This window comes from Micromonospora sp. NPDC047793, assembly GCF_040642635.1.
GTDB lineage: Bacteria > Actinomycetota > Actinomycetes > Mycobacteriales > Micromonosporaceae > Micromonospora.
Map to the genome: position 1 here is coordinate 135,516 of NZ_JBEYSG010000013.1, position 11,370 is coordinate 146,885.

The window sequence follows — 11,370 nt, forward strand, 5'->3', positions numbered from 1 at the left end:
AGCTTTGGGTCACCGTTCGCCGGTGAATCACCACCGAACCTCTTGATCAACCCCAGGGGGTACGGGTGGTGGGGTGCTATTCGCCGAGGGGGCCGTTGGCTAGTTCGGAGACGATGTCCAGGTGGCCCAGGTGGCGGGCGTACTCCTGGACCAGGTGGAACAGCACCCGCTCCAGGGAGGCCGGGTCTGCGCCGTTCCAGCGGGGGCCGGGGGCGCCGACGGTGTCCAGGTCGGCGCTCTGCACCACGCTGCGGGTGTGTGTGCCCTGCGCGCGCAGCTCGTCTGCCAGCTCCGCCACACTCAGCTCCGGGGGTACGTGCCAGCGACCGTCGCGCCAGTCGCCCCACGGCTCGGCGACCGGCTGCCCCTGGAAGCCCCACTCGATCCAGCGCAGCTCGACGAAGCGCAGGTGCCGCAGCAACTCCACCGGAGTCCAGCCCGACGGCAACCGGCTCGCCCGCGCCTCCGCCTCGGGCAGCGCCGACACCTTGGCCAGCACGCTCTCCCGGAAATAGTCGAGATAGCGCAGGAACACCTCGGCCCGCCCCTCGGCCGGGACCGTAGGCTCGGGAAACGGCGGCAGCGTCGTCATCGGCCCATTATGCGTACCCCCGAAACGACCCGGCCTGCGGTCCTGCCGGCGCAATAGGCGGCGACCCGGTGTCGTTAGGATGAGCGTGCGACGGACGAGTCGACCGGGCGGTCGCGTCGGCGGGCTGCGGCCCGTCGCCGAGGAACGTCCGGACTCCACAGGGCAGGGTGGTTGTTAACGGCAACCCGGGGCGACCCGCGGGACAGTGCCACAGAAAACAGACCGCCGACCCCCAGCGGGGACGGTAAGGGTGAAACGGTGGGGTAAGAGCCCACCAGCACCCCGGGTGACCGGGGTGGCTCGGTAAACCCCACCCGGAGCAAGGCCAAGTAGGGCCGTCACCGCAAGATGACGACCTGCGCAGACGCTTGAGGGCTGCCCGCCCGATGTCTGCGGGTAGGCCGCACGAGCCTGTCGGCGACGGCAGGCCGAGATGGATGGCCGCCGCGGGTGCGAACCCCGCAAGGGGTACGCGCCGCGCACAGAATCCGGCGTACAGGTCGACTCGTCCGTCGCCCACCAGCTCAGAGCCGTGATCAAGGCTCTGAGCTGGGTCTTTATCTGGTGCCGTTGGTTGACCTTGGTCATCGTTGGGTGGCGTTTGACGGCCCGGTGACGGCCCAGACGGCCCAGAGACGGCCCAGGATTCCTTGACTCCCGGCTTAGTTGGAGCCGTCTGCGGTGGCCTGCTGGGGCTCGGTGGCGGCCTGGTCCTCGTCAACGGCGGACGGTGTGCGGGATGCGGCCGGGAACGTCCTGGCGGTCGAGCTGCTGGCGTGAACCGGATACCCGGTGGCAAGCCAGTCCCGGGGTTGGACTGGTGCGGCAGCCGGAAGCCCCGGCCACGCGACCAGGCCGACCCGCCGGCTTCCGTCACGGCCTCGCTGGCCCTGGTCCCTCTAATTGATGGGGCGGTGTCCCGGCGGCTGTCGGCGGCTCACCGCCCCGGTGCCGTAGGCGTCCGGGGCGGCTTGCCGCCGGCCGGGCTTGCCGCCCCGCACCGCGCGGAGCGCGGTGCCTTGATACCTAATAGAATGATTCGGCAAGGCTATTCGATCACTGGCTCCGGCCCGTCGTACCTAACCCCGCCGAGTGATGCCCCCTCAAAGTCGACGACACCGTTGAACGTCGCTTCCTCGAACTTGGCGGTGCCGTCGAACGTTGCCCGAACAAACACGGTGCCACCGCTGAACGTCGTTTCGTTGAATTTGGCGCTACCTTTGAACGTCGTTTCGACGAACCTGGCGCTATCGCTGAACGTCGCCCTGCTGAACCTGGCGACGTCACTGAACGTCGTCTGGTCGAACCAGGCACCGCTGCTGAACGTGGCCCTGTCGAACCAGGCCTCATCTCTAAACGATGCCTGGACGATTCCAGATGGACCGATGAATGTGGCCCTATCGAACCTCGCGGTCCTGTTGAACGTCGTTCCGACGAATGTGGCGGGACCGCTGAACGTGGTTCCGTTGAACAAGGTGTAACCGTGGAAGGTCGCTGCAGTGAAGTCGACCTTGTGTAGGTGGCAGCCGTTGAAGTCGGCGTCGATGAGGACGGCTTCGGTGAGGTCTAGGACCAGTGTTGGTCCCCAGTACGAGGGATCGGGTTCTGCGTCCTCTGTCGTAGGGCGCAGATGGCGAGCGAGGATGCGTTGAGCGGCGAGGCGGACCTGGCGTTCTTCCCGCAGGCCTACCGATGTCTCGTTAGATTCGGTGTCGCTGCTGACGGCTTTGAGCGGAACTGGGATAGGGGTGGAAGTGAACTCAGTGTCGGGCGCAATATGGGGCATGCGCAGGTAGGCGCAGATAACCTCCACGATGCTTTGCCGGTGGGCGGGGTTGTCCTGGGCTAGGCGTTCCAGGGCGTATAGGCCCGCGAGACGCACCGGGGCCTTGTCCGCGCCGAGTTGGTCGGCGGCTTTGACGTACAGCTCGGTGACGCGCTTTTCTCCGGCATCGTACTCGGTGGCCTGCTGGGTGCGCTCGGCCAACTGTTGCCGGCGGAACGCCAACAACAACGCGAATGCGGCGGTCACTGCCGCACCGATGGTCAAGCCGGTCCGGATGGACTCCACCCGCAATTGCGCCAACTGCAGCCGATCGCCCACCGCTGGGACCGAACCCTGCAGCCAGACGACCGCAGTGCAGGTGACCACCCCTACCAGGATCACCCCGATGGGTATCACCCAAGACCGTAAGGGCCGCATCTGCCGACCCGGTGGCGTCGGCGCAGCGGACACTTCACGCTCCGGACTAACCTGACGCCACAACAATATCCCCGTGACCAGCAAAGCCAGGCTCACCGCCACCGGCAGCAGCACCGGCCGCCCGGAAGCCAGTGCGCCCCACCACGACCTAGGGATCAACGCCAGCGCGACCACTAGCAGACCCGATCCGCCGACAGCCATCAGAACGACACTCCACCGCCTCATCACACTTTGGAATCCTGCCCGTACGTGACAACCCGGCACGTGCTTGTCAACGGGTGTAGAGCGCCAGCCTGTGTGCGGTGCAGCGGAGCAGCGAGACCTCCAGGGTTGCCCCCTGCACAAGCGGCCCGTAGGCCGCCTTGAAATACGTGCCGAAGCGCAGATCCTTCGCGCTCGCTGGTAAGCCGCAGTTCGGGGCATTTCCCCCCGGACGCTGTCAGAGGACTCTGAGCTCGACGTTCCGGCAGAGCTGTCTGGAGCGGCCCAGGAGGGGTTGCACTGTTCCGTATCTGACAGCCTGTGCCGCTTCTTGGGACAACTCTGTTGGAGCGACTCCGGTAGGTTGATGCGTCGATGGCAAGCGATGAGTAGGAGTTCCTGCGTGAACCGGGATCCGATTGCGCAAATTGTCGAGGCGTGGCATCAGAGTTCCAGTAACAAAGCCCTTCTCGTTTTGTGTGCTGTCATTACACTCCTGTACTTGTCTAGGAAGTTCGCGGGCGGAATTTCTACATACACCGCAAAGAGGCGAGCGTTGCGTCGGGAGGCAGCCCAGCGGCGCTTACTCCACTATGCTCCAGGGTCTTTCCTGTCAACGTATCTAATCATCATTGTGGCAGGCGTGGCGGTTGCGTGGGTGGCATACGAGGTGATCACATTGCTGCTCGCCTCGTCAAATCCAGGCCAGGAAATGACTCCAAGTGGTCAGCTTGAGATCCTCAAAACTGCCCTTACTGCTACAGCGGGTGTCGGGGCTGGTACCGGTTTATACGTTGCCTACCGGAAGCAGCGAGTCGAGGAAGTCAACGCCGTAAGGGAGCAGGGTAAGGTTTACGCCGAGAGATTCCAAAACGCAATCAAGGACTTAGGGAGCGACTCTGACATCGTCCGGGGTTCGGCCCTCTCATTGCTGACAGGGCTGGCGGGAGATTGGCGCTCCGGTCGCCAGACATGTGTAGATGCACTTTGTGCCTACCTTCGGCGGGCGAAGCGGGAGGGGCTTCTCGCTGGCGACGACCATCAGGCAGCCTTGACTAGGGTTTTGGAAAGTGTACGTGGAAGATATGGTTCGGGAGGCTGGGAGGGTTCAAGCATTAACCTGTTGGGCTCGTCTTTGCCGTCAGCGAACTTGACGAACATCCGCCTGAACGAAGTGAATTTCGACAATTGTATCTTCGAAGGTGCTGCGGAATTCGACCACGCGATCTTCTTTGGGAGGGTCTCGTTTCGCGGAGCGATCTTCCACGAGGTTGCCTCATTCACCGGGGCGACATTCCTTGATGCCTGCGATTTTACCGAGGCCGTCTTCCTTCAGGGGGCAAATTTTCACGGAGCTATCTTCGAGCAACGTTGCCTGTTTAGGGAGGTTGCATTTTCGTTGGTGCGGAAGCCGTTGCTGAACTGTAGCACTAGGTTTACGAGGTCAACCTTCATGGGCTCTGTTGATTTCACGGACGTGTCAATGGAGGTTGATGTAAAAAGCAGTCACTATCTGCAATACCTCATGCTCAATAAGACTGTCTTCTTGGATGAAGTGGCGGTCAGTGAGGACTCGTTTACCATTGAATGGTTGGGGTCGGAGCCGGGTGTTCAAAGGTTGGGGTTAAACGAGGAGCGCAATTTGATCCTTGAGGCGTTGCGATCGAATCTGGATTGGCGTCGCCCACACCTCCTGGCGGCGGCTATATCGCGGTTTGTGGCCATCATTCCTAGGCTCGCCAAGGCTCACGCTGCGGAGCATTCGTCTCGCATCTAGATTAGCTACTGGCGGTTCGGCCTTATTGGTGAGTTTGCACGTTTGTCGCCCGGAGGAGCCGATAGGTCCTGACGACCTCTTCCACGGATCCGTTTGTTCGAGTGACGCTTTCTTGTTCGATCAGGGCTGCACCCACATCAACGCCAAAGAGGGCTGCAAGTTCTGGACCGGCCGCGACTTTGCGCTGTCGTGTTTCGGGCTCACAAATTATGTCCGGCACGCTCTCGTGCGGGCGGAGACTTGTGTACGTGCCACGGCCATGTTCGGTGATCACTAAACCTGCGTCGCGTAGTGCGCTTATAGCCTGACGAATCGTGCCGCGGGCTACCCGAAATTCGGCGGTGAGGGCGCTTTCGGTCGGCAAGAGCGTGCCCGGCGGGATGATGCCGTTCTCGATGCGTCCCCTGAGTTCGTCGGCGATGGCTCGGTATCGAGGCTGTCCATAGTGCGGGGTGGGCACCTGCCTACCGTACCTGGCACTTGTCTTACCAAGTGCCAAGCGGAAGCGTCGTTTTGATGTGTAGACAAGTCGTCCACTTGTAGGTACGTTTCCGAGGGTGCGGCTGGGATGACGCAATGTCTCAGGGGTGGTGCTGCGTCGGCCTGGTCGTGCGTGAAGGCGCGGCGTCCTGGTGGGCCGGTTGCGGTGGCCGCGCAAACATGGTTCGGCGTTACCCGACCCGTCCGGTGTCGGACGGTGCGCCGTGCCCTCTGTCGGGCTGGCGGCCGGTCAATTCCCCCTGGTCGGTCGCCAGCTCTCCTATGTGTGGAGGTGCGATGCCTGGCTCTCATCGTCGACGTCCCTGGTACCTATCGTGGCGTTCCCCCCGACGGTCAGACCGAGTCGCCTCTGTGGCGAACAGCAGCCATAGCGGGATTTCGCCCGCCGGCTACCGGAATTCGTGGCGCTGGTCGGCCGAGCGGACGCGGGAGTTGCCGACGCTCAATCAATCGCCGCTCATGACGCTCGGGCAGGCGTACCGGGGTAACGGTAGGCGGCGGCGATGAGCGGGCAGGGCCGTCCGGCGGGGCCGGTCGTGCATCCGGAGTGGTGTGCGCCGCGCAACTGCGGGCACCTGGACCCGCCGGTGTTGCCGCACATGGAGCGTCGTCACCAGGGAGCGCCGTTGAAGGTCGGCGACACGTGGGTGTCAGGCTCGGTGGTGTCGTACCTAACCGGGTCCGACGGCCAGGCTCCGAAGGTCATGGTGCACGTATCCCAACGGGTAGGCACGCCCTGGGCGGAACTGCCCCTGACCTACGTCGAGCAGTTGGTAAAGCACCTGCGATCGCTGCTGGCCCAGGCTGGCCACCACGGAGGCGGGCATGACGTCGACTGACGAACCCTTGGGCAGTCGGCGGGCTACGGCGGGAAACGACGCTGCGTGTCCCGACTGGTGTCGGGGATGCGGGCCGAATGATCCGATGCACCGAGGACTGCTCGCCACGATCGGCACTGAGCGCAATGGCTGGGTGAGTGTGCAATTGCTCCTGGACCGATTCCGCCGCCGTGACCCGATGGTGAAACTCTGCGCGACCCGCTCCGGTGGCCCGGAATCGGTGCTGCTCTCGCGGGTGCAGCTCGACCGGCTGATCTACGAACTGACCTACGCCCGGTGGCGCGTGATGACCAAGGGACGACCGTTGGAGGGCACCTATGACCGCGACTGACCGCCACAGCTCCCGTCGTAGTCCTGCGGTGTCTCGTCGGCGTGTGCCGGTGGTGGAAGTGCCGGCGGTGCCGGAGCGGCCGGCGGGTGGGACCACCTGGCAGTCGTTGGAACGTCTAGGGGGTACGGTGACCGGTGTGCATGGCCGGGACTGGCGCCCTCGTTACCTGCAACTCGCCGAAGAGTTGCGGGTCAAAATCACGAGCGGGGAACTCGCCCCCGGCACGCTGATGCCGTCCGAGACGGAGTTGGCCGAGACATCGGGACTGTCGCGCACGAGTGTCCGCAACGCCATTCGCCAGCTCCGGGAGTGGGGCTTGGTCCGTGCGGAGCAGGGGCGCGGCACCTACGTGCGGGCACCTCGTCAGCGTGTACGGCGTCGTAACGCGGAGCGGTACCAGTGGGAGAAGGACCGGGTCTTGCTCGACGAGGCCGAGCGGCTCAAGACGGGTGCGACCGAGCATGACACCGGCCTGACCGTCGATGATCTCAAGTTCCACGCCGATTACACCCGCGTGGAAGCTGACGCGGACATGGCGGCGGCGCTGCACGTTGAGCCGGGTACGCCGCTGCTGCGCCGCGTCTACTGGACGTCGTCGCGGCACGAGAACGCGCCGCTGACCATGTCGTACTCGTACCTGCCCTATGACCTGGTGGCTGCGAACCCGGACCTGCTCGACGCCAGTAACGAGCCCTGGCCTGGTGGCTCGCAGCACCAGCTCTACACGGTCGGCGTCGAGCTGGACCGCATCGAGGACGAGGTTCGGGCGCGTCCGCCGTCGCCGGATGAGGCCGAACTCCTCGACATCGACCCGGGCGTCTCGGTGCTGACCGTGCGGAAGACCTCCTTCGACACCACTGGTCGTGTCGTCGAGGTGGCCGACGTGGTGATGCCGGGGGACCGGACGGAACTGGTCTACTCCCACAAACTGCAACGGTGGAAAGCTTGACGCACCTCGTCTCGGTCATCACGCCCGTCCACGCGCCCAGCATCGAGTACTTGGCCGGCGCGTACGACTCGTTGGTCAAGCAGGACATGCCTGACGGGTGGGACTGGCAGTGGCTCGTCCAGGAGGACGGGCAGACCGGAGCGTTGAACGGGGTTCTGCCGGACGACCCTCGGATCAGCATCGGCGGCGGTCGTCCCGGCGGCCCCGGTGTTGCCCGCACCCTCGCTCTCTCCCGTGTCGCTGGCGGCCTGGTCAAGGTGCTTGACGCGGACGACCAACTCATGGCTGGCGCCCTCGCCCGCGACATCGCCGCCTTCGGCACCCACCCGCAGATCGGCTGGACGACCTCGCGCGTCCTGGACCTGATGCCCGACGGGTCAACCGTCGGGTGGGACAAGGACCCGGCCGGCGGACCTGTCGCCCGCGGTGCCGTTCTCGCCTTTTGGCGAGCCAACGGCTACCGCGCCCAGGTCCACCCCGCCACCCTCTGCATCCGTCGGGACCTGCTCTTGGCCCTCGGCGGCTGGATGGCGCTTCCGGCCTCGGAAGACACCGGCCTGCTCCTGGCGGCGAGCGCGGTTAGCGAGGGCTACTTCACCCGCGAACACGGCCTGCTCTACCGCAAGTGGCCCGGCCAAGTCACCAGCCAAGCCGCCCACCGCGAACCCATCGAGTACGAAGGCCGTATGAAGATCATCGAGGCCAGAGCGCTCACCTTGGCCGCGATGTTGCCCGGCGGCCTCGTCATCAACGTTCCCGGATAGCCCGCACTGGGGCTTCCTTCGTCAAGGGCGAGCCTGTTTGCTCGCCGCTCAGCGCAGCGTCCCGCTGGGTGCCACCGAGGCGTGAGCCGAGCCGTACGCTGGCGCTGAATCGCGGTCAATCCCTGCAGCCCCAGGCACACGCAAGCGGTGCGAACACTTCGTCGAGCTCAGCTGGGTGAGTCTGAAGCCAGGGCGTGGGTGGATGTCATACGTGGCGTCTAGATTCGAACACATGTTCTTCGATCTCGCATCCGCCTGCGCCCAGCCCTCGTCAACCGCGATGACTAGTTCTTTACAGACAGACAACGAAGACTTCGCCTGACACTAAGGTGGCGGGACGCGCTCACTCTGACCGGAGGATCTTATGCCGGAATACAGCCTTGCCGCTTACACCATCAGGGTTCGCCCTCGAATGTCATCCAGATCTTCGGAAAGCTATCTCCCGCTTGACAATTTCGACGGTGCGGCATCCGACCTCGCACCCTTTCTCTATGCCTTCCTGAATGGCCTGACTGTAACGCCTTACCAGCATAAAGATGAGGGTAAGTATCTCATCGCGGAAGCGGTACGGGCGGAGGATCGGTCGCTCTACGCCACGGTCCGGTCAGGAAGTCATGGATACCAATCGACTTTACGGGATGTCGATACACATCAGGACACCTACGAACGCCAGCCAAACGAGGCCGAATTGATTCCCTTGCGGAACCTTTTTATCGTTCCGCATAACTCTCTAGCGGGAATTTTTCTTACCGAACGAGTCGGCGTCCGAGGGCTTAAGTCTTCAATGGACCACATCCTCACGCGAACATTCGGCGCGAGATATCCTGGGTATGCCCTGGAGCTTAGTCCGCTTGCGCCCGAGGCTGCGGTCAAGGCCTCGATCGAAGAAGGTGAGCTGAAGAAGATCCGTCTTGTGCGGTATGGAATTCCTAGTGATGTTGCGGATCAATACAACCTCGGCTCCCACGAGGAAGAGTTGGGAATCATGGAGCTCGTCCTGAAGCCTGATCGGGCGCTCGCATTTCCCAAACAGAAGGTGAGGGACGCGCTCAACGACAATAGCCTGCCGGCGATGCTCGAAATTCGAGGTCTTGACTACCACGACATCAAGCTCGAAGTGAAGGTTGGAAAATCCATGAGGACTCTAACCGTCACCCAGGAGCGGCCTCCCCGCGTGACCTTTCCTCTGCCTGAGAACAAGAAGATCCCGAGCGGCCGCCCTACTGACGAGGCGGTTTATGAGGTGGCCTCTGAAGTGATCGAGGAACTGGCGCGTGATCTAGGTATTCGCGAGTCCGACTATGTCGGGACCGAGTTCTTCTGGACGGCTGAATTGCTTGCCCGAAAGCTAGTGATACCAAATGATGAAAGCTAGCCTAATTCCGATTATTCGCGACCATGTCAATACTATGCGCGATGCCAGAACCGGCAAGATAAGAGTTGCGGACCTCGCATTCTTTTACGGGATTCCGGTGCTCGTCGGTGTTGCTGCATTCATGCTCTCGTGGCGCGTCAAGGGTATCGACAACCTGCTTGCTGCCCTGTCCATCCTTACCGGATTGCTATTCAACTTACTTGTGCTTCTTTTTGACACGGCGGCCCGCCTCAAAAGTAGGCCTACCGGCAATGCCAGTGCGGAGAGTAAGCACAAATACCGATTGATACATGAACTGAATGCAAACATCACATACACGCTGGGGGTCGGGCTCGTAGTTGCAATTATCCTTGGTGCCTGCTCGCTTGCCGGTATAGATGATGCCCGTCGCCCTTGGTCTATTCTCATAACGACGCTTCTTGCGCATTTTGTGCTACTCCTGGGGATGCTCCTAAAGCGGCTTCGGTCGGTATTCCTGGCAGAGTTTCCGAAGCTCCTAGGTGCATGAATGACCGTTACCTCGACAACTGCGGCCGTCATTTGGTGGCTGCAGTTGTCGGCTCGGATGTGACTGCTTTTGGGTTTGCTGCTTTCTCCTTCGGTCGAGGCGCTTGTGTAAGAGATTCTCTTTACTCTTGTGGCGCAGCCTCATGCCCCGGCATCCCATGGGTACGCCGACGCTCCTTCATCTCCGCCTCGTAGATGTGCCGCTGGCCACCACCCAGCTTGTTCCGGGTGTGCCGCTCAGCCTCCTGGGATGCCGCGTAGTACCCATCGTCAAACTCCTCTCCATGATCTGAAAGGTCCAACGGCCGGATGGCACGTTGCGGCCCAGCAGGTCCTGCTCTACCCGGTCGGCCGCCTCGCCGTGACCCGCTTGTCGCAGCAGCTCGACCACCCGGTAAAGGGTGAGGTCCGCACCGCCACCGAGTTGGTGAGCGGAATACAGGTGGTCCCGGACGCGGTGAATGGTGCAGCGTTTGCTCGACCCGCCCAGCGCTTCGACGGTGGCGTCATCGGTTCCCCGCTGGCCGGTCGTGTTTCTTGTTGACTGGTGCGTCATGACCTGGCATAGCTGCCGACATGCCCCCCAAATCGGGTCCGCACATCTGGCGGGGACTGTCAGGGCTGGGGTCGGCCCAGTTCGCGGATCACGTGGCCGTCTTCGCTGCGACCTGGACGTAAGCGCGAACCACCTGGCCGCCATCGGCGATGCTCACCCAACTTGTTGACTTGTCTGCCAAGCGCCGTCTACCTTGGACCGCAGCTTGGCAGACAAGTCAACAAGTTGGAGGGTGAGCGATGGCTCTGCGTGGCGGTACGAGGTTCGCCGTGCGGTTCGAGGACGTGTTCCCGGCGGGGTGCGCGTTGGTGCCCGAGTCGCTGGGTGAGGTCGAGGACTACGACGAGAAGACGGGTCGGCGGTCTCCGGCGAAGGACAAGGTGACTGGTCAGCGGGTGTGGCAGGTCCGGGTGATGGATCTTGACCCTGAGCTGGGGAAGCGGTCGCGGGAGACGACGGTGAAGATCTCGGCTGACTATCAGCCGGTGCCGCCGTCGGGTGCGCCGTTCGAGGCGGTGGAGTTCGACGGGATGACGGTGACGCCGTACGTGGCGAACAACGGTCGGATGGCGTATTCGCTGCGGGCGACCGGGTTGCGGGCTCCGGTGGTCGGCGGCAAGAAGGCGGCGGCGTAGCCGTTTCAGGTGGGGGCGGGGCTGTCTGGTCTTGGCGGACGGCAGCCCCGCCCCCTGGTGTCTCTTCCCCCTGCTCTGTCGAGAGAGGTCGTGACGTGTCCAAGGGTAGGCGTCGGGCTGGCCATGGCTGGCCCCGGTGT

The 11,370-nt window shown here is 63.1% G+C and carries 11 protein-coding genes, 1 other RNA gene and 1 pseudogene; 9 read left to right on the top strand and 4 right to left on the bottom strand.

All coding sequences use genetic code 11. The features are described 5' to 3' along the window. Positions 1 to 76: 76 nt before the first annotated feature. Positions 77 to 592, bottom strand: a complete 516-nt coding sequence (locus ABZ738_RS23510; RefSeq protein ID WP_131052062.1) for a DUF664 domain-containing protein — start codon at positions 590 to 592, stop codon at positions 77 to 79. 95 nt (positions 593 to 687) lie between these two features. Here ABZ738_RS23510 and rnpB point away from each other — a divergent pair. After that, positions 688 to 1,104: RNase P RNA component class A (rnpB, locus tag ABZ738_RS23515), an RNA gene on the top strand. Between the two features lie 536 nt (positions 1,105 to 1,640). Here the strand turns inward: rnpB and ABZ738_RS23520 are convergent. Continuing rightward, positions 1,641 to 2,996 (bottom strand): pentapeptide repeat-containing protein, encoded by a 1,356-nt coding sequence (locus ABZ738_RS23520; RefSeq protein WP_357216333.1) that lies wholly within the window; start codon positions 2,994 to 2,996, stop codon positions 1,641 to 1,643. Between the two features lie 658 nt (positions 2,997 to 3,654). Here ABZ738_RS23520 and ABZ738_RS23525 point away from each other — a divergent pair. Next, positions 3,655 to 4,773, top strand: a complete 1,119-nt coding sequence (locus ABZ738_RS23525) for a pentapeptide repeat-containing protein (protein ID WP_357216336.1) — start codon at positions 3,655 to 3,657, stop codon at positions 4,771 to 4,773. 22 nt (positions 4,774 to 4,795) lie between these two features. On the opposite strand, the gene ABZ738_RS23530 is transcribed toward ABZ738_RS23525, so the two are convergent. Next, positions 4,796 to 5,233, bottom strand: a complete 438-nt coding sequence (locus ABZ738_RS23530; protein WP_357216339.1) for a GntR family transcriptional regulator — start codon at positions 5,231 to 5,233, stop codon at positions 4,796 to 4,798. A gap of 544 nt (positions 5,234 to 5,777) precedes the next feature. On the opposite strand from ABZ738_RS23530, the gene ABZ738_RS23535 reads away from it, so the two are divergent. From ABZ738_RS23535 to ABZ738_RS23560, 6 genes are all read left to right on the top strand, one after another. Continuing rightward, positions 5,778 to 6,113, top strand: a complete 336-nt coding sequence (locus ABZ738_RS23535) for a hypothetical protein (RefSeq protein WP_357216342.1) — start codon at positions 5,778 to 5,780, stop codon at positions 6,111 to 6,113. A 133-nt stretch (positions 6,114 to 6,246) separates the two neighbouring features. Next, complete coding sequence (locus ABZ738_RS23540) at positions 6,247 to 6,444, top strand: hypothetical protein (RefSeq protein WP_357216344.1); 198 nt, start codon at positions 6,247 to 6,249, stop codon at positions 6,442 to 6,444. Positions 6,445 to 6,571: 127 nt separating this feature from the next. Beyond that, entirely contained in the window at positions 6,572 to 7,393 is an 822-nt protein-coding gene (locus ABZ738_RS23545) for a GntR family transcriptional regulator (protein ID WP_357216347.1), read from the top strand. Next, positions 7,381 to 8,157, top strand: coding sequence for a glycosyltransferase family 2 protein (locus tag ABZ738_RS23550; RefSeq protein WP_357216350.1), 777 nt, complete (start codon positions 7,381 to 7,383; stop codon positions 8,155 to 8,157). The genes ABZ738_RS23545 and ABZ738_RS23550 overlap by 13 nt, the downstream gene beginning before the upstream one ends. A 364-nt stretch (positions 8,158 to 8,521) precedes the next feature. Further along, a complete protein-coding gene (locus tag ABZ738_RS23555) occupies positions 8,522 to 9,532 on the top strand; it encodes a hypothetical protein (RefSeq protein ID WP_357216351.1) in 1,011 nt (336 codons plus the stop codon). A 34-nt stretch (positions 9,533 to 9,566) separates the two neighbouring features. After that, entirely contained in the window at positions 9,567 to 10,040 is a 474-nt protein-coding gene (locus ABZ738_RS23560) for a hypothetical protein (RefSeq protein ID WP_357216354.1), read from the top strand. A 121-nt stretch (positions 10,041 to 10,161) separates the two neighbouring features. On the opposite strand, the pseudogene ABZ738_RS23565 reads toward ABZ738_RS23560, so the two are convergent. Further along, positions 10,162 to 10,617, bottom strand: a pseudogene (locus ABZ738_RS23565) (hypothetical protein). A gap of 217 nt (positions 10,618 to 10,834) precedes the next feature. On the opposite strand from ABZ738_RS23565, the gene ABZ738_RS23570 reads away from it, so the two are divergent. Further along, positions 10,835 to 11,230 (top strand): transcriptional regulator, encoded by a 396-nt coding sequence (locus tag ABZ738_RS23570; protein WP_126711252.1) that lies wholly within the window; start codon positions 10,835 to 10,837, stop codon positions 11,228 to 11,230. Positions 11,231 to 11,370 lie beyond the last annotated feature (140 nt).

What these genes read in the sequence shown, in the direction of transcription:
- ABZ738_RS23555 (WP_357216351.1), top strand. Translation starts at nt 8,522, where the DNA reads ATGCCGGAATACAGCCTTGCCGCTTACACCATCAGGGTTCGCCCTCGA.
- ABZ738_RS23510 (WP_131052062.1), bottom strand. Translation starts at nt 592, where the DNA reads ATGACGACGCTGCCGCCGTTTCCCGAGCCTACGGTCCCGGCCGAGGGG.
- ABZ738_RS23570 (WP_126711252.1), top strand. Translation starts at nt 10,835, where the DNA reads ATGGCTCTGCGTGGCGGTACGAGGTTCGCCGTGCGGTTCGAGGACGTG.
- ABZ738_RS23520 (WP_357216333.1), bottom strand. Translation starts at nt 2,996, where the DNA reads ATGGCTGTCGGCGGATCGGGTCTGCTAGTGGTCGCGCTGGCGTTGATC.
- ABZ738_RS23535 (WP_357216342.1), top strand. Translation starts at nt 5,778, where the DNA reads ATGAGCGGGCAGGGCCGTCCGGCGGGGCCGGTCGTGCATCCGGAGTGG.
- ABZ738_RS23560 (WP_357216354.1), top strand. Translation starts at nt 9,567, where the DNA reads ATGCGCGATGCCAGAACCGGCAAGATAAGAGTTGCGGACCTCGCATTC.